The 17,839-nt window shown below is 50.2% G+C and carries 14 protein-coding genes; 4 read left to right on the top strand and 10 right to left on the bottom strand.

Going from position 1 to position 17,839, the window contains the following annotated elements; genetic code table 11:
* Nucleotides 1-3: 3 nt before the first annotated feature.
* The 5 genes from ACXAFI_RS07590 to ACXAFI_RS07570 form a co-directional block, all read right to left on the bottom strand.
* Nucleotides 4-558 (bottom strand): hypothetical protein, encoded by a 555-nt coding sequence (locus ACXAFI_RS07590; RefSeq protein ID WP_475108306.1) that lies wholly within the window; start codon nucleotides 556-558, stop codon nucleotides 4-6.
* Nucleotides 559-1,094: 536 nt separating this feature from the next.
* Nucleotides 1,095-1,559 (bottom strand): DUF2489 domain-containing protein, encoded by a 465-nt coding sequence (locus tag ACXAFI_RS07585; RefSeq protein WP_475108305.1) that lies wholly within the window; start codon nucleotides 1,557-1,559, stop codon nucleotides 1,095-1,097.
* Nucleotides 1,556-2,488: an AEC family transporter gene (locus tag ACXAFI_RS07580; protein WP_475108304.1), complete on the bottom strand. Its 933-nt coding sequence runs from the start codon at nucleotides 2,486-2,488 to the stop codon at nucleotides 1,556-1,558. Before ACXAFI_RS07580 ends, ACXAFI_RS07585 begins: the two co-directional genes overlap by 4 nt.
* Before the next feature lie 30 nt (nucleotides 2,489-2,518).
* Complete coding sequence (locus tag ACXAFI_RS07575; protein ID WP_444922352.1) at nucleotides 2,519-3,448, bottom strand: AEC family transporter; 930 nt, start codon at nucleotides 3,446-3,448, stop codon at nucleotides 2,519-2,521.
* A 6-nt stretch (nucleotides 3,449-3,454) separates the two neighbouring features.
* Nucleotides 3,455-4,849, bottom strand: a complete 1,395-nt coding sequence (locus ACXAFI_RS07570) for a DNA recombination protein RmuC (RefSeq protein ID WP_475108303.1) — start codon at nucleotides 4,847-4,849, stop codon at nucleotides 3,455-3,457.
* Between the two features lie 31 nt (nucleotides 4,850-4,880).
* Between ACXAFI_RS07570 and murI the strand changes: the two genes are divergently transcribed.
* The 3 genes from murI to ACXAFI_RS07555 all read left to right on the top strand — a co-directional run bounded on the left by murI (nucleotide 4,881) and on the right by ACXAFI_RS07555 (nucleotide 12,158).
* A complete protein-coding gene (gene murI, locus ACXAFI_RS07565; protein ID WP_475108302.1) occupies nucleotides 4,881-5,921 on the top strand; it encodes a glutamate racemase in 1,041 nt (346 codons plus the stop codon).
* Nucleotides 5,922-6,003: 82 nt separating this feature from the next.
* Nucleotides 6,004-8,703: a PD-(D/E)XK nuclease family protein gene (locus tag ACXAFI_RS07560; RefSeq protein WP_475108301.1), complete on the top strand. Its 2,700-nt coding sequence runs from the start codon at nucleotides 6,004-6,006 to the stop codon at nucleotides 8,701-8,703.
* On the top strand, nucleotides 8,700-12,158 hold the full coding sequence (locus ACXAFI_RS07555; RefSeq protein ID WP_475108300.1) for a UvrD-helicase domain-containing protein: 3,459 nt from the start codon (nucleotides 8,700-8,702) through the stop codon (nucleotides 12,156-12,158). Before ACXAFI_RS07560 ends, ACXAFI_RS07555 begins: the two co-directional genes overlap by 4 nt.
* A gap of 241 nt (nucleotides 12,159-12,399) precedes the next feature.
* Here the strand turns inward: ACXAFI_RS07555 and ACXAFI_RS07550 are convergent, their stop codons facing one another.
* Nucleotides 12,400-13,017, bottom strand: coding sequence for a polymorphic toxin type 4 domain-containing protein (locus ACXAFI_RS07550; RefSeq protein ID WP_475108299.1), 618 nt, complete (start codon nucleotides 13,015-13,017; stop codon nucleotides 12,400-12,402).
* Nucleotides 13,018-14,250: 1,233 nt separating this feature from the next.
* On the opposite strand from ACXAFI_RS07550, the gene csrA reads away from it, so the two are divergent.
* The gene (csrA, locus tag ACXAFI_RS07545; protein WP_475108298.1) at nucleotides 14,251-14,439 is read left to right on the top strand and encodes a carbon storage regulator CsrA; all 189 of its coding nucleotides are present in this window, start codon (nucleotides 14,251-14,253) and stop codon (nucleotides 14,437-14,439) included.
* 498 nt (nucleotides 14,440-14,937) lie between these two features.
* Here csrA and ACXAFI_RS07540 read toward each other — a convergent pair whose 3' ends face one another.
* The 4 genes from ACXAFI_RS07540 to ACXAFI_RS07525 form a co-directional block, all read right to left on the bottom strand.
* Entirely contained in the window at nucleotides 14,938-15,138 is a 201-nt protein-coding gene (locus tag ACXAFI_RS07540) for a hypothetical protein (RefSeq protein WP_475108297.1), read from the bottom strand.
* A 91-nt stretch (nucleotides 15,139-15,229) separates the two neighbouring features.
* Entirely contained in the window at nucleotides 15,230-16,237 is a 1,008-nt protein-coding gene (locus ACXAFI_RS07535) for a hypothetical protein (RefSeq protein ID WP_475109803.1), read from the bottom strand.
* Between the two features lie 87 nt (nucleotides 16,238-16,324).
* A complete protein-coding gene (locus ACXAFI_RS07530; RefSeq protein WP_475108296.1) occupies nucleotides 16,325-17,008 on the bottom strand; it encodes a hypothetical protein in 684 nt (227 codons plus the stop codon).
* Between the two features lie 426 nt (nucleotides 17,009-17,434).
* Nucleotides 17,435-17,650: a hypothetical protein gene (locus tag ACXAFI_RS07525; protein ID WP_445364470.1), complete on the bottom strand. Its 216-nt coding sequence runs from the start codon at nucleotides 17,648-17,650 to the stop codon at nucleotides 17,435-17,437.
* Nucleotides 17,651-17,839: the final 189 nt, after the last annotated feature.

Here is a 17,839-nt window from a genome sequence, read left to right as displayed (position 1 = left end):
TTGTTAAAACTTGGTATTACCACCATCTTTCTTTCGGAGCTCTACTAGCTCCTTCAATTTTATTGATATCTCTTCACTTCTTCCCGTGAAATACTCCATCAACTTTAAATTATCTTTATGCCAGACTTCCATATGCGCTCCAGCTGCTTTGGAAATCGCCTCACTTATACTGTCCAACTTTTTAAACACAGGCCGTCGATGAATTTCTCTTAACTCCACCAACTCTTCAATAGTGAGCAATGAAACAACACTATCAACTAATATTTTTTCAAATTCCTTGGAATCAAACTTTAATACTTTTGAAGCAATCACATCCATGTACAGCTGCTCTTGCAAAGCAATAATTTCCGGCGGTGCTTCACTGGACTCATAGAAGGGCTCATATAACTCTATAAAGACCTCTCTTTGCTCATCAAAGCGCTCTTTGAGAGTAGCAAATTCTTTCTTGGTAGCTTCATTAATAAATATTTCACGAGCTAAATCCTCACTTGTTTGAGAAAAGACAATCCCCGGTACAAGCAAGCAAATTGACAATAAACCTTTAATAACTCTATTCATTTAACTATTATCCCAGAATCTTCTTTATATGTCTTACAACGACTAAACTCAAACAATATACTCAATGCAGGCACCTTTATATCATTCTTCTCTACATCTCTATCCGGTTGAAACATCAGAAAATAAGAGCTTCAGTAAATGAAAGCTATTAACGATAAAGTCACCAGGCAGGCAAATAACACGGGTTCTATAAATATCCGCTTTATTTACTTTAGATAAAGCTGCCAACTTCATTAAAAATCAATGAGTTAGCCTACTTCCAAATGCTGCAAACAGACAAAGCTGGTTTTGGCTTTAGATACCTTGAGCGGGATTAGGCTAAAAAGCAGGCTAGATGTCAACTTATAAACATATCTAAGCTGGCGTTTACAATTGATAGCAGGTGAGTTAACTGGGATATATTTTCACAAATATGAAATTTAATAAAAAATTAATTCAAGTGGCGATTTAGACTGGCTTTAGAGGAAAGGCTTCACCTAATCTCAACGAGCAGATTTCTGCTCGCTGAGTACTTTTTCACTTGTCAGTTTTTAAGTTCAAAAAGTACGACCCAAAATACGCTTAGCTGCATCTAGGGCGAAATCTTTGTAGTCCGCTTCCACTTGCGCCATCTCCAACTCATACTGGAATTGTTCTTTGCGCGGGAGTGCTTTCCATTCTTTTAGAATTGGAATATGGCTGGTTTTTTCTGCAATGGTGTAGAAAGCAACAAACTCTTCTCGCACACTATCTTCCACCTGAAGCGCATCCAGAAGTACGCGGATACGAATGGAAGCTTCAGTAAGCCCTATTCTATCATCCAGTAGGGAGCGCGCAATAATCTGAATGCTATCGTTCACTCTTTGGCGCTGCTTTTGCGCAGCCTGCTCCAATTCAGCCAGTTGTTTGGCCTGTTTTTTTTGCGCTGCGGAGAGCTTGCGCAGATAGTAGCCGGCAATAACGGCGAGGGTGAAGATGATTATAGCCGCAATAGCCAGCATCGAAATCAAAAGAACACTCATTCAAAAAACACCTTTAACAAAATCAACCCAAAACTCGCGGTCAAGATAGAAAGTAAAGTACTCAACCCAATTATATTTGCTGCCATAGAACTATTTCCGTCCATACCCTGCGCAGCTATAAAGCAAACTGATGAACTTGGCACAGCTGCCAATAAAAACAGAACGCCCAACTCCTGATGCTCGAGACGAAACAACCATCCGAGAGCAACTAGTACAACTGGTACCAATGTTAACTTTATCATTACAGCCCCTATCGCTGAGGAGGAACTATTACGAAGCTGATCAAAATCAAAACTTGCTCCAATACACAACAAAGCTAACGGCAAAGTAATTGAACCTATTTCACTTCCAGCTTCTATTAACACTTCAGGAAATTCAACCCCTATCTCCCGCAGCAGAAGAGCGGACATCACTGAGGTAATTAAAGGATTTTTCCCAACCTCCTTGAGTAATAATTTCCAGCTAAAATGCCTATTTTTGCTATAGTAAGTCAAAATTATTACTGAAGCTGCGTTATAAACAACACTAACAAAAGCTATTAATAGCTCCGCCTGAGCCAATCCGCTTATTCCGTATGCACTTTCAACCCAAGCCAAACCAACAATTACCATATTTCCTCTAAAAGAGGAGTGAATGAAGGTGCTACGATCATCTCGCTTGACAGGAAGTGAAAAGAACCAGGCTACGGGGATTGTAATCAAAGTACCTAGTACACCTACGACCAGAAACAATGATTCTTCTTCAAGCCCTGCATCTGACATATAAATATTAAAAAAAAGTAGCGTAGGCAATGTTACTCGAAAAATAAATCGAGATATTTCTTCAACGAATCTTTTTTCCAAAATCCTAAAGCGAGAAAACAAGAATCCAGCAAACATAGTCAGAAAGGTTGGAACAATCACTGAAAGCGCAAAAGTGAGTACCTCCATGCTACCCCCATTTTTAGTGAATTTTTTACATCAGATATACACCTTAAGCAGAGCCAGCCCGATGCTGGCAGATACAACAGAAAGCAGTGTGCTGAGACCAACAATATTGGCTGCCAGCTGACTGTTACCACCCATGGAGTGGGCCATAACAAATGCCGATATAGCGCAGGGCGAGCCTGTAATTAGCATCAGGTAGCCGAGATACTGTGGGCTTAGTCCCATGCCCCAGCCAATGGCTACAGAGAGTGCGGGTACAGCCACCAGTTTTAAAAGTGAGGACATCAGGGCTGTTGGTGAGCTACGCAACAGATGGCCAAACTTCATGCTGGCGCCTATGCAAATCAACCCCATAGGCAGACTGGCAGAGGCCAAGATTTTGATCGTATCGAGCACGACTTCCGGTAGCTGAATATGCGCTACACGAAAAAGAATGGCGAGCAGTACGGCGATAATCAGCGGATTCTTACCCAGCTCAGCCAGTAACATACCCAGGCCAAACTTCTTATCCTTATCGTAAAAAACAAACAGAATAACCGCGAACACATTAAACTGAATCGTGAGCGCGGCCACCAATACCGCGGAGTCTGAAACACCAGAAGCGCCGAAGGCTTTATCCACCCAGGCAAGGCCTACGATAGCCACGTTACCTCGGAAGGCGCCCTGAATAAATGCGCTTCGATCTTTCACTGCAATTGGCTTGGCCAATAACCAGGAAAGCGGCAATACGGCGAAAGTCCCCAAAACCGCCGCGGTTATCAGGGGGATTTCTTTGGAAGGTTGCGCGCTGGAGCTATAGATACTGTTAAACAGCAGCGCCGGCAGCATTACGTTGAAAACCAATGCAGTGGCATCATTTATAAACGGCTGATGCAGCATGCCCTGCCGTGTGAGCAGATAGCCGCCGACGATCATTAAAAAGATCGGACCGGTAACCAGTAGGGCAAAAGCCAGGTTTTCCATCGTAAGTTATTCGTCCAGCGCCATTTCAGCCTGGGGAAGTGCCTTGAGCGCGGACTCTTCCGCTTTCTCACGCAAGTCTGCGGAAATTTGCTTGCGGGTTTTGGCGCCGAGCTTGCGCAGGCTATCGATACGTTTCACCGCATTACCGCGGCCGCTGGCCAATCGCTTATAAGTTTGCTGGTAAGCGTCATCGGCCTGTCGCAGGCGGTCACCCAGAGCATCCAGTGACTCCAGTACCATAGCAAACTGGTCGTGCAGCTTGCCGGCCTCGTCGGCGATTTTTTCCGCGTTCTTGTTTTGTTTCTCGTAGCGCCAGATATTCTCGACCGTGCGCAGAGTCGCCATCAGGCTGGTGGGGCTCACCAGCACAATTTGTTTCTCGTATGCAAAGCGGAACAGGTCCGGGTCCGCCTGCATAGCCAACATATACGCAGCCTCAATGGGCACGAAAATAAAGACAAAGTCCAGGGTGCGCACACCTTCCAGCTGTTCATAGGCTTTTTTATTGAGGCCGGTGATGTGGGCTCGCAGGGAGTTCACATGCTGCTTCAGGGCCTGGGTGCGCTCCTCGTCGGTCTCTGCCGAGCTATAGCGCTCGTAATCCACCAGGGAGACCTTGGAATCGATAATCAGGTCTTTATTTTCCGGCAGGCGCACGATCACATCCGGCTGACGCCTACGGCCATCACTGGTGAGAGTTACCTGGGTTTCGTATTCACGGCCCTTTTGCAGGCCGGATTCTTCCAGCAGCCGCTCCAGTACCACCTCCCCCCAGTTACCCTGGATCTTGCGATCTCCTTTTAGGGCCGAAGTCAGGTTCAGGGCTTCATCGCTGATGCGTTGGGTCTGCTCACGCAGTGCCTTGATCTGCCCAAGTAGGCTATTGCGCTCGGCATTTTCGCGATCGTAGACATGTTCCACCCGCTTGCGGAAATCCCCTAGCTGGCGCTCCAGCGGGTCGAGGCTCTTGCGCAGGCTATCTTCGCTGCGGCGAACAAAACTCTGCTGCTTCTCCTCGAAAATCCGGTTGGCCAGATTCTCGAACTGTTCCCCCATGGCAACGCGCATCTGCTCCATCAGCTTGCGCTGCTCTGCCAGGGCCTGCTCACCTTTTTCTACCAGCACCTGGCTGCGGGTGAGCTGCTGTAATTTAGCCGCCAGCTCACTACGCAAAGAATCCACCTCTTCACTCAACTGAGTTTCCCGCTCGCGGCTGTTATCAAGGCGTGCCTGTATCACTTGCTGCGCTGCTAATGCTTCTTGCTGTGCCGTTTGCGCTTGCAGGATACGGCGGCGCCCAGCAGAACGACCCACCCAGAAGACAAGACCCAGCAAAACCAACAAGGCGACAGCCGCCAATAGCGCGTGATCGGCATTTAGTTGCAGCGGGAACGCTGGCATATAGAGGTACTCCCAGACCCGGAATAGATGTGTGAAGCGGGCTTCTGCTCAGACCAAGCGCCCGCAATCGACATACCCACTACTAGCCGTGGGCGAGGCGGCCATTCTAACAGCTTGCACAGGGAAAGTACTCTTAACCCCAATGAAGCCTACCGAGGATGCGTGGCGCAGCAGTAACTTACAAAGGGTTTTAGGGTATTCTTGGAGGATTGGTTTCGATGTTGGTACTCCAGAACGCATGCACAAACACAGCGCCCACCCAGACAGCCCAGCCCCTAGCGCCCTGATCTTTGATTCTGGCGTGGGCGCCATCAGCATTGCGCGGGAAATCCGCCGCCTGATGCCGGGCCTGACCTTGCACCTGGGTGTGGACAACGGCTTTTACCCCTACGGCAATAAAAGCGAAGAGGAGCTGCGCCCCCGGATCGTCCAGCAGGCCCTGGCCATGATGGAGCGTTGCGAAGCCGACATTTTAGTGGTGGGCTGCAACACCGCCAGTACACTGGCCCTGCCCCAGCTGCGTGAATCTCTAAATAAACCCGTGGTCGGTGTTGTGCCCGCAGTCAAACCCGCCGCGGCCGCCAGCCGTTCCCGCACTATCGCCCTGATTGCCACCGAAGGCACCGTTAACCGCCGCTACACCCGCGAACTGATCGAACAATTTGCCAATGGCAACCGGGTGATCAATGTGCCCGCACCAGAATTAGTGCATCTGGCGGAAAGCAAATTGCGCGGTGAAGCCATCACCGCAAAGGATTTGGAACCGGTATTACACCGAGTATTCCACACCGCCGGAGGCGATCAGGTGGATATAGCCGTATTGGCCTGCACCCACTTTCCCCTATTGCGTGAAGAGCTGGACCAGTTCGCCCCGCGTTCGATCCAATGGCTGGATTCTGGCGAAGCCATCGCCCGGCGCGTGCGCTGGTGGCTGGAAGAACTCAAACTAACGCTGCCAGATACCCCAGACACCGGCCGCCTGATTACCAGCAGTGTTGACCAAACAGGAAATATCGAACTCGCCTTCCGCGAATTCGCCCCGATTGCCGAACCTCTCGCGTCGAGCCCCTAGGACCGCCAAAAACAAGGTTGACAGCTCCGTCACAAACCGCGACCGTTCCCCGAATAACAAGCCCTAACCGGTACCCGAATTCATGCTGAAGCCGGCATTTCCCGCTCTCGAAATATTTGCGCAGCTGCCCCCCGGAGGACTGCTGCTCACCCCCAACAACCGTTTGCGCAACCGCTGCCAACAGGTGTTTGCCGCGCAGCAGTCGCCCGGTGCCTGCTGGATGCCGCCGCCGGTGGAATCCCTGCGCAGTTGGCTGGACAAACTCTGGTTCCAGCTGCAACAGCGCAACTGGCAGCCCGCCTTGCAGCAGGTATTGAATCGCGAGCAGCGGCAGTTACTCTGGCAGCGCGCTCTGGATGAGTCCCTGGACCGGCAACTGCTCAACAGCCAGCAACTGTGCCGGGATGCCGATAGCGCCCTGGCGCAGCTACTCCAATGGCAGCTGATCTCCGATCTCTCGCAAATAGATGAAGCGCTAACTCCCCTACTGGAACAGTTCGCACTCGCTATGCGCAGCGACGAACTGCCGCTGTGCGCCATGATCAAGGCCTTTGCCTCTGAGCTTCAGGCCCACAGCGCCATCACGCCAGACCAGCGCGATCAATTGATCCTGCGCGCATTCCAAGAAGGCATTCTGGAACCCCTGCCGCAAATTGATACCGCCGGCTTTGCCCAGATTTCGCCCCTCGCCAATGCCCTGATTCACGCAGGTGCAACAGCCGTTAATGAGAGGCCGGGACTTACCCAGCAGAGTGAATTATCCGTAGCCGCCTGCGCAGATTTAGATGAAGAACTCTACCAGGCCGCCCTTTGGGCTGGGCAAAAGCTCGCTGAAAACCCCGGCTACAGCGTTGGCATCGTGGTGAACAATCTGGGCCAGTGTCGCGCCCAAGTGGAAGCGGTATTTTCCCGCGTGCTCGAACCCCAATACCTGGACCCGCAGCAACCGCGCTACACACTGCCGTTTAACTTCTCCGCGGGTACGCCCCTGGCGCAGACACCGGTCGGCAGCGCCGCCCTGCAACTGCTATCGCTACTGCAAGACGAATGGGATTACCCCCAATTGCAAAACATCCTGTTCAGCCCCTTCAGGGGTGACGACAGTGAAACCTGGCTGCGCAGTGCCCTATTCCGCCGTTTACAGAAACTGGAGCTGCGCCGCATCGACGGCGCAACCCTGCGCTACTGGGCCGAGCACACCGCAGAAGTCCTCCACTTGGAATCGCCGCAACTGCCCCGCCAGCTGGAACAAATGGCCGAGCGCGCCCGCCGCTGGCAGCGAGCCCCCGCAGAAATCTGGGCCGCGCGTTTTTCCGAAACACTTACCGCATTAAATTGGCCCGGCAGCCGCAACCCGGACAGCCAGGAATACCAGCAGCTGATGCAATGGGAATCCATCCTGGAAGAGTTCGCCGCACTCAGCGCCTGCGGTGGCAACCTTACCCTCACCCAGGCCCTGCAATTGCTGCGTCAGATTGCCAGCCGCACCCCCTTCCAAGCGGAAACCCGCGATGGCCCCCTGCAAATTCTCGGGGTATTGGAAGCTGGCGGCCTCGCCTTCGACCACCTGCGCCTGGTCGGCTTCGGCCAACAGCAATGGCCGCCGGCACCGGCACCCAATCCGCTGTTGCCGATTCAATGGCAAAAACACTGGAAGATGCCCCGCGCCAGTGCCGAGCGGGAATTGGAACTGGCCCGCGAACTCACGGCCGACCTGCTCAATGCCAGCGGCGATATCGTCGTGAGTTACACCTGCGAAGAAGATGGTGTGCAGCAAGGCCTGAGCAGCTTGTTTGAAAGCCCGCAACAAGCCCAGCACTTTGCCGAAGGCGCCCTGCACAATCACTACAGCCAACTGGCGCAAGCCTGCCAGCTGGAAAAAATCGAAGACAAAAAGCTACCGCCACTCACCCCCGCCGAATGCGAACGGGTGCGCGGTGGTGCCTCTGTGCTCAAGGCCCAAGCCCTGTCCCCGTTAAATGCGCAATTGCGTTTCCGCCTTGGCGCCAGCAGTTTTACCCAACCGGATATCGGCCTCGGCCCTGCCGAGCGCGGTAATGTGGTGCACCAGGTGCTGGCGGAATTCTGGCAACAGTGCGGCACCCTCGCACAACTGCAAGCTATGGACGACGAGCAACGCCAAGCGCAAATCGAGCGCGCGGTGGAGCGTTCCCTTGGCAGTGTGCGCAAAAAATACAATCACCTGCCGATCGGATTTTGGGCCATGGAAAAGCAGCGCCTGGAGCGCCTGCTGCAACAATGGCTGTCCGTGGAACTGGACAGGCCCAATTTCTCCGTAGAAAAAGTCGAATGGGAACAAGCCGTGGAAATCGGCGGGCTGCACTTTAACCTGCGCCTGGATCGACTGGACCAACTCGCCAGCGGCGAGCAACTGGTGATCGATTACAAAACCGGCATTCCCAGTATTCGCGACTGGCTTACCCAGCGCATCCGCGAACCCCAGCTGCCGCTCTACGCCCTGTTCCAACCGGACGCCCACGCCATCGCCTTCGGCCAGGTGCGCAACGGCGACTGCAAATGGAATGGCTGCGGAGACCTGGAGCACCCCATCACCGGCATTAAAGCCGTGGGCGATACCGAAAAGGAATCCCCCTACGGCACCTGGAGCAATCTGGTGGAGCACTGGCGCTACAGCCTGGAATCCCTCGCCACGGAATATCGCAGCGGTGTAGCCACCCTCGCCTTTGATCGCCCCACCGATAACAACAGTGAACTCTGGCCCCTAAACCGCTGGCCGGAAAGGGAGCAAATAACCGAATGAACGAAGTCGTGACCACTCCCGCCCTGCGCCGCCCCATTGATGCCGACGCCCGCAGCCAAGCCCTGGATATCAGCCGTAGCTTTGCCGTATCTGCCCCGGCGGGCTCCGGTAAAACCGGCCTGCTCACCCAGCGCGTATTAAAGTTGCTCGCCGCCTGCCAGCAACCGGAAGAAGTGCTGGCCATTACCTTCACCCGCAAAGCTGCCGGTGAAATGCGCGAGCGCCTGATCGACGCCCTGCACAGTGCCCGCGACCAAGCCCGGCCAGATAACCCCCACGATGCCATCACCTGGGATTTAGCCCGCGCCCTGCTGGAGCGGGATCGCGAACTGGAATGGGAACTGCTGCAAACACCCCAGCGCCTGCGCATTCAAACCATCGACGGCCTCTGCCGCAGCCTCGCCAGCCAACTGCCGATCGAAAGTGGCCTGGGCGCACCGGGTGAACCTCTGGAGCGCACCCAAATCGCCTTCGAACTGGCCGTGGTCAATCTGCTCAAACATCTCGATGGCGAAACCCCAGACGCAGACCTACAGCAGCTACTGCTCCACCTGGACAACGATCTCGGCCAACTCAATAAGCTGCTGCGTATTTTGTTGGACAAGCGCGAGCAATGGCTCGGCCCACTTTTGAGCGTTAACTTCGACGGCGCCCAGGATTATTTCCATTTTGTGATCGACGAATTGGTAGCAGAAAAGCTGCAAGACCTCACCACAGCCCTCGGCAGTGTTGCCGGGGAACTGCTGGAGCTAGCCAGTTATGCCGGCGGCAATTTACAAAAGGAAAACCCCAGCCACGGCCTGTGCTTCTTCGCCGAACTGGACGATTTCCCCAGCACAGACAGCAGCGGCCTGCCCGCCTGGCTCGCACTCGGCAGCCTGCTCCTCACCACCACCGGTGATCTGCGCAAAGGCGGCGGCATCAATAAAAAACTCGGTTTTGGCCTGCCGGATAAAAAAGATCCCGAGCGCCCCATCGCCGAAGAATACAAACAGCGCATGAAAGACCTGCTGGCGGAACTGGCCGGCAACGAACCGCTGCTCTCCGCCCTGCGGGAAGTGGGCAAACTCCCCAGCGGACTGCAACAGAGCCAATGGCAACTGCTGCAAGGGCTCGCCCAGGTACTGCCCAAGTTGGTCGCAGAATTAAAGCTGGTCTTCCAGCAGCTGGGCGCCACCGACTATACCGAAGTGGCCCAAGCCGCACTGATCGCCCTGGGCGATAGCGATAACCCCACAGACCTGGCCCTAAAACTGGACCTGCAAACCCAGCATATTCTGGTGGACGAGTTCCAGGACACCTCCCACACCCAGCTACAACTGCTGGAAAAACTCACTGCCGGCTGGCAGCAAGGAGACGGCCGCACCTTATTTATTGTCGGCGACGGCATGCAGTCCTGTTACGGCTTCCGCAATGCCAACGTGGGTATTTTCCTGGATGCGCGCGAACGCGGTATCGGTGAAGTGCCCCTGGAAGCCCTCGACCTCCAGGTAAATTTCCGCTCCGAAAGTGCAGTGGTGAACTGGGTTAACGAGACTTTCCAAAGGGCCTTTCCGCAAGCAGACAATATCGGTCGCGGCGCCGTGCGCTATCTACAATCCGAAGCGTTTAAAGGCAGCAAATGGGCCGAGCCCTCGGTCAATTTTTACGGCTGCATCGATGACGAAGACCGCAACCGCGAAGCCGCTCAAGCGGTTGAACTGGTGCAGCAATTACAAGCGCAAGATCCGGAGAGCCGCATCGCCATTCTGGTGCGCAAGAAAAAACACCTGCAAAAGATTTTGCCAGCCCTAAGCGCCGCCAATATCGCCTTCCAGGCTCCAGAGCTGGCGCCACTCGCCAGTAAAATGGTGGTGCTGGATTTACTCAGCCTCACCCGCGCCCTGCTCGACCCCAGCGACCGTATCAGCTGGCTGGCCGTACTCCGCGCCCCCTGGTGCGGACTGCAACTACCAGACCTTTACACCCTGGCCAACTGGGGCAATGGGGATATCACCGTAACCGATACCAGCGCGCGCCCACTATTAATGGCCTTGCAGGAAGTGGAAGATATCGCCCTACTCAGCGATGAAGGGCGCACGCGCTTGGCCCAAGTGGCCTCCAAACTGCTACACGCCTGGCAACAGCGCGGCCGCAAACCCCTGCGCACCTGGATTGAAGGCCTCTGGCTGGAACTGGGCGGCCCCGCCACCGTTGCGCAAAAATCCGACCTGAATAATGTGCAGGATTTTCTGCAATTATTAGAAGCCTTCGATACCGGCGGAGCCATTACCGACTGGCAACAATTCACCCTGGCCCTGGAACAGCTCTACGCCCGCCCCGCCCAGGATGCCAAAGTTCAGGTGATGACCATTCACAAATCCAAAGGGCTGGAGTTCGAACACGTACTGATCCCAGGCCTCGACCAAGGCGGCAAACCCGGCAGCGATCAACTGCTGCGCTGGAGCGAATGGCTTAGCCGCGAAGGCGAAAGCCGCTTCCTGCTCGCCCCCAAAAATGCGCGCGGCGGCCGCGACCAGGTTTTTGAATATCTGAAGCACGACAACAGCGAGCGCGAACGCCTGGAAGGCACGCGCCTGTTATATGTAGGCTGCACCCGCGCCATCCGCTCGCTGCATCTGTTGGCCTGTATCAACCGGGATGAAAAAAAGGGCCACCTAAAAGCCCCCGGTAGCGCCGCCCTACTCGCCGGCATCTGGCCCAGTGTTTTGCACCATCAGGAAAGCGACTGGTGCCACTGGCTGGAAGCGGAAGAACCCCTGCTCAACCAGGACGAAGCCAGCAGAGATCACGACTACTTACTGCGCCTACCCAACCAATGGCAACCCCAAGCCATGCCCCGGCAGGAACGGCTGGCCCAATACCGCATGCCAGACTACCAACCCAAAACAGAGGAAGAAGACAATATTCCCGAACTGGGCCAGGTAGCCTTGCGCTGGCTCAAACACGCCGGCACCGTAGCCCACGAAACCCTCGCCACCATTGCCGAGACCAATATCAACGACTGGACTCCCAGCAAACTAGAAGCCCAACGCCCCTTATGGCAACTGCGCCTGAAACAATTGGGGCTATCCGCCACCAGCCTGGACCGCGCCGCCGAGAAAGTGGAAATCGCCGTACGCAACAGCCTCAACTGCCCAACCGGCCGTTGGCTATTAGACGGCTCACTAAGGGAATCCGCCTGCGAACTGGAACTTCATAGCGGCGGCCGACAATTGCGGCGCTCCATTGTGGACCGCACCTTTATCGACAACGAAGGCACCCGCTGGATTGTCGATTACAAAACCGCAGAGCCCAGTGGTGAGGAAAGCCAAGAAGAGTTTATTGCGGCTCAGCTGGAGCAGTATCGGAATCAGCTGGAGAATTACCGCAAGCTCTTTTATGCGCGGGGAGAGAGGAATATTCGGTGTGCGCTGTATTTTCCGTTGATGCGGAGGTTGGTGGAGTTGGATTAGGGTATGTTTGGTCCGATATAAGAGCTCACATCCGTGCATTTTAAAAAAATGTGATCGCTCTATAAGCCATATCAAATAAATCTAAGCAACGTCGAACTGTTAAGGATTAGACTCGACCTGATAGCTAGCCGTTTTAAAAACGCTACTTCTTCAGGCCAAGTCTATGCCATCACAGAAAATGCAATACGTTAGGGTCAAGACAAACTAACATGATATGTCTATTTTTCTACCAAACTGAAATTCACATCCAGTTTAATGGAGAATCATTTGCATGCACTATAACTCTTGGAAGCCCACCCTGTTGATGGAGTGTAAGCTCAAGCATTATGCTTGTATTTTGTAATCTTCCGTCAGCAGGATTAGCGGCTGCAACCGGAGCACCTGATATAGTGTATTTTACCCACTTCAGATACTCAGTTCTTCCAACATTAGGAATGTTTTTACTTCTCAAAAATTTATTGCACCAGCATGCTGCAGATGCAGTTACTTCAATTGTACTATTAGCATGTGTCAATCTTAGTTGCTGAACCCACTTTTCAACTCCATGATTTTGAAACTTTTGATTTAGCTCTTTCGGGGCGGCCATAATTCCTGCCGCACTCTCATCTCCAAACCTCGGCGGCCATAGATGTGCGAGCTCCCAATCATCTGTTAAGCCTATATCATTAATTTGTGTATACCGAGAACTATTTTGATAATTTCTCCTTCTTGTGAGCGGTGTTAAAAGTTTCCCCTTAATTGTATAAACATATCTTTCGTCACAGTTGGTACTTATTCTTCGCTCAATGGAAAGTATTCCACCCGTACCCGCTGTATCCCGTGTCTTGCAATACTCAGGAATCCCGACAATAACTGGCATAACCCCTCTTGATTAATACTTTTTACTATATAAAACTACTTGCTAATCTTTAAAGGTCAGCCACAATAAAACTAAATAGAGTCGACTATAACAATGGAAGCCATCTAACTTCTGACTAGCTGCCAACCATACAAACAAGCACGAAACTCTATTAAAAAATACAAACGAGCTAACCCTGAAAGAATAATATCAGTTTCGACTCTTGACTTAGCAAAAACTTACAACACAGGCCATTACAAAGCTGTTCAACTGTTCCAATACATTCCCATAAAACAAAACACCCGCGTCACCAGGAGCACAAGTTAAAATCCAAGAGAAAACTCAAAAGAATGTAAGTCCTGACTTCACTCTTAAAGGCTCCATTATCGCTACTCCAAAAGAAAAACAACAACAACTGTACAAAGCACAACTTAGAATAAGAAATAAATAGGCCTATTATTTTTTACCACCTACACCATGCCTGATATAAAATTGCACTTCCAACACACTTTAGAATTTACAGATGATAGTCAAACCAACCTGAGACCCTACTTCCCAGACTCCATTTAAACACGCTATATTAGTTGAGGTAATACTCTCACCACATCTTGCTTAAATCACTCTATTGAGGTCCACTAAGAATCAGTTAAATCTCCATTGAATCCGCAATTAATCCACCCCCCCCTAAAGCTTGTAAGTAAAGATGAACCTGCATAACTACCAAGCAGGAAATTGGTATTTTTATACGGATATATAAATAAATATAGGCGCAAAATTATCTTATTAGAATTTATTGGGTTTTTCTCTGAATTAATTTTGCGTAGAATTGACGAGTAACTATCAAAATTTTGGGCTGCTGTTTGACGAGTTCTTTAAAGCCCAAACTTAAAGAGAGATCCGAGAATTCTCGACAGAACCATTCCTTCAACAGGTGAACGACAGCGTGAAATAAGAATAGTGAAAAGGCGCTGACCCAAGGTGCTGCAACACCAGGGGCCAGCTAACCAAATTGATAAGATAAGTATCAAGATGGCTGTATGCATACTACGCTAGAAACCCGCTCGTCTTCAATAAAGTGGAGCACAATCAGCAGCTTGGAGCGATTCCCCAAGCTCTGGGAGCCTAGCGCCCGCCTTTTCCTATTCTGCGCCCACCGCCCCCGCGCCCCACCCCACTCTTCCACCAAGTATCACTTACCAAGCTTCCCCACCAAGGAATGCCCACCCACAGCTTGAGTATCGCCAGGAAACAAACATGTTGATCCTAAAGCGCCGAACAGGCGAGAATCTAAGAATTGGAACGAATGTCTCGATCACAGTGCTGGAAGTGAAGGGAAATCAAGTAAAGATAGGCATCCGCGCCCCTAAATCTCTCTCTGTCCATCGGGAAGAGATCTATGTGCGTATCGAGAGAGAACGAAAAGTAAGCAATAGAAGGTGTTGAAAGAAGGTTCTCCAAGGAAGGAGGCTACCACCTCAATAAAGGCACTATTAATAGCTAGTTATCTTCGAGGTAAAGGGCAGTAAACTTATAATACCCTCTTCACAACTACAAAAAGTCACCTCTCCACAGAAAGATAAAAGACAAAACAAATTGGAGTGTACAAGCGGTATAACTAATTCGCAGAAGAATGTGGTCGTTTTTCGACCTACTCTTCCTCATCGCTACGATCTATTAGGTTTTCCGACGAACCCAGAGTACTGTCTTTTTTCACTATTCCTTTTTGCTTTCTCGTATCTTGCTTGGCTCACCATGAAACTCCTATCAACAAGTGAGGGCTAACGTAGTTAGCCAATGAACATACTGCGGAGCCTATAAATCAAGCAGGCAATGCAACTAGCGAGTAAGTGAAATATCGACTACCTGACAGTTCTCACGATGTATTTTCACAGTCGGCTGACCACCGCCACGTCCATACTTTGATTCTTCCTTCGGAATCACTCAATAGAAACGGCCATCAACAATCAACTTGTAGCCCCCAAGTTTTGCGCTTTTGGCCGGAAACTTTGTAGCAATTCCGGAAACTCCTTTTTCAAACGCAAGTTTATCTGAACACAAGTAGGCTTTTGCAATATGGGAACAAACTATCAATGCCATGAAAACTATAATTTTTACATTAAACTTATAGAACACTTTAAACATAGCAAGTTACCTTGTATCTATGGCTACCCATTTAGTAATACAGCCTTCTTGTTGGAGAGAAACTGAAAGCGAGTCTATCAATATACACTCGTTAAGAGTCATTGACAGATGCCATTTCCTCTAATTTTCTTTTCGCAAACTTACCCCTTTCTGATACAGGGTGAGACTTATCTGAAGCAAACTTGTTAGCTAACTCCTTAGCAATAACTGCTTCAATTTTACCCAGCTCTCGTATCAAAATCTCAGCTGAAACTCGTCTAACAATAGACGAGCGATCATCAGATGATAATTCTAAAAAATCGAGTATAGGGATCTTAATGTCAAGTTTTCGTTCACCTACGATGGGCCTTACCCTACCTTCACAATAGCGTATATCTGTCCATTCCCATTTCCGGCCCTCCACCCATACAATACGGCCTTCAAATAAACTACGATATGCCTTAGCTCTAACCGAAGGCTGAACAGCTAATCTCGCGATTTCCTCTAGGTTCTCATCAAGAATAAGGGTGAGCCCAAGCTGCGAAAAGAGTGACGGCATAGGCCCAGACGCTGACGAAATTAACTTACATCGAAGCGACTCTGCTATATCCTTTCCACAAATAATTTGAAGTAGAATCTGCTTGTCTTCCTCCTTGATTCTGCCCCATGAGTTCCAATTTGATAGTGCAACACATAGTGCTTCAACTACGTATTTTGGATCAGTCAATTTTGCTATCTCAGGAAGCTTTTCCCTTGCAGCCTCACGTACTTGAGGCACCCAATCATTCAGCCTGCGAACGGCAAGCGAGAAAAAGAATGTATTTGGCGCTCCTCCTGACAGGGCTCGTAGAGCTTTCTCTCTTTTGTAACCATCCCAACAAATTAGGTCAAGCCAAGTTATCAACTCCTTAGGTTTTGACCAAAGCTTCCACTTGGGAGGCGTTGATTCTCTTAGTGCTGAAGAGAACTCAGAGCGTATAAACCGCTCCCAATAGTCAAAACTGGAAAGAGATAACTGACCCGTCACATCAATTAATGCCGACATATCAGCTACAACCTTGTTCTCAGAATTTATCGAGTCCGCAAAATCCTTAACTGCTGAAATAACCTTCTCTTCCATAATCTTCAACTGTTGTACCTATTTCATGGCTTGGTAGTGCCCAAATCAGCGGAGTTTCAGTTCCTCTACATTTTCTTATTGCATGCCCTACACTAGCAGCTCTCTTAGCAAGTGAATGGATGTATTTTTTGACAACTTCATTGAGCTTGCCAAACGATCTATACGATTTGCCACCATAGTAATTTCTGAATCGGCCATCCCTATCGCCATACACAAAGCAGAATAATCAACCTCAATTTTTCTATCTGTGGCCGGGATGAATGGCTCGTCATCAATGCACTCAATTATTACTTTATCGCCCTTTCTAAACGCATGCGGACTTGGATGCCCCTCAATGGCTATGTAGAGATCGGATTCTGACTTCAATCGCACCCAGGACTCAAGATCAGCTATAGTCCCACAACACTGGGGAAGTAATTTATTTACCCCATTTATGACTAGAGCAAAGCCGCCAAAGAACGCGCAACAATCTTTGACTTCAAAATCTGATATATGCAGTTCTATTGCGCGCGCCAAATTGTTGTCATTAAGCTTACTTAACGAATGAAATTGATGATCAGCTGAATATCCGACCAAGTCTCGATATCCACTTACTGTAAGTAGTTCATCTCTTGTAGTCGAGCTCCATTCTTTCCTAAGATCGTTAGCCTGATCTGATATTGGCAACTCTATTAATGCTTCTAATTTTAATTCCATATTAGTGCAATTCTGGATACCCACTAAATTAAAAGTATAAACCGCCAGAGCTATCAGACTGAAGAGCAGACTCAAATAAAACACCGTGGGACAGCTTGATCTAGAGGCCTAGCTTCGCCTATTCTTACTCTAGACCTACCACTATCTCACCCCACCCCATTCCTCTAAGGGCTTCACTTATCAAGCTTCTTCACCATGGAATGCCTACACTCGGCTTGAGAATCAGCACGAAATAAGCATTTTGACCATAAAGCGTCGAAACGGCGAAAACCTAAGAATCGGGACGTATATCTCAAGCACATTTCAGGAGGTGAAAGGCAATCAAGTAAAGTTTGGATTCCACTCGCTTTCCCGTTCATCGCGAAGAAATCGATACTCGCATTTAAAGCGGACAAAAAGTAGGCAATGAGGAGAGTTTTCTATGGAAAAAGGCTCGAGCCAATCCTCCTTTATAGATATTTGGTCTGAACGAATACCTATCAGACTATGTGTTACTTAGAACTACACATCTACCTCCTTAGGAAAACCAGCCAAACCCAGCTTCTTAAAGGCTGAAGATAGATTCTCACGGCCTTTCTTCTTTAGAACCACTCGCGTCGAAACGAAGCGATTCATACCATGCATTATACCCACTTCTCCAGTACGCTTCTTCACCACCAACTGTTTGGTGACCTCACGTAGCGTAGAGATTTCTTCATCGGATAGATCTATTTTCATCTAATTCAGCCTCTATTATTCAATGTATAAAATAATGAGATAGCTAATTAAAGGTACCTAGCGCGGCATATTTCTATTCTGCCCCCACCGTTGCCGCGCTCCCCAACCTTATACAAGCTTCTCCACCTAGAAATACCCACCCATAGCTTAAGCTTCAGTAACAACCAAGCAGGTCGATCCTACATCACC

The sequence above is a fragment of the Microbulbifer sp. ABH2_005 genome (genome assembly GCF_056160005.1).
This window is presented reverse-complemented; position numbering and strand designations above follow the sequence as displayed.

Coding starts and splice junctions, on each gene's coding strand:
- ACXAFI_RS07585 (WP_475108305.1), bottom strand. CDS start 1,559: ATGAGTGTTCTTTTGATTTCGATGCTGGCTATTGCGGCTATAATCATC.
- ACXAFI_RS07575 (WP_444922352.1), bottom strand. CDS start 3,448: ATGGAAAACCTGGCTTTTGCCCTACTGGTTACCGGTCCGATCTTTTTA.
- ACXAFI_RS07560 (WP_475108301.1), top strand. CDS start 6,004: ATGCTGAAGCCGGCATTTCCCGCTCTCGAAATATTTGCGCAGCTGCCC.
- ACXAFI_RS07555 (WP_475108300.1), top strand. CDS start 8,700: ATGAACGAAGTCGTGACCACTCCCGCCCTGCGCCGCCCCATTGATGCC.
- ACXAFI_RS07540 (WP_475108297.1), bottom strand. CDS start 15,138: ATGTTTAAAGTGTTCTATAAGTTTAATGTAAAAATTATAGTTTTCATG.
- ACXAFI_RS07535 (WP_475109803.1), bottom strand. CDS start 16,237: ATGGAAGAGAAGGTTATTTCAGCAGTTAAGGATTTTGCGGACTCGATA.
- ACXAFI_RS07525 (WP_445364470.1), bottom strand. CDS start 17,650: ATGAAAATAGATCTATCCGATGAAGAAATCTCTACGCTACGTGAGGTC.
- ACXAFI_RS07590 (WP_475108306.1), bottom strand. CDS start 558: ATGAATAGAGTTATTAAAGGTTTATTGTCAATTTGCTTGCTTGTACCG.
- ACXAFI_RS07580 (WP_475108304.1), bottom strand. CDS start 2,488: ATGGAGGTACTCACTTTTGCGCTTTCAGTGATTGTTCCAACCTTTCTG.
- ACXAFI_RS07550 (WP_475108299.1), bottom strand. CDS start 13,017: ATGCCAGTTATTGTCGGGATTCCTGAGTATTGCAAGACACGGGATACA.
- ACXAFI_RS07570 (WP_475108303.1), bottom strand. CDS start 4,849: ATGCCAGCGTTCCCGCTGCAACTAAATGCCGATCACGCGCTATTGGCG.
- csrA (WP_475108298.1), top strand. CDS start 14,251: ATGTTGATCCTAAAGCGCCGAACAGGCGAGAATCTAAGAATTGGAACG.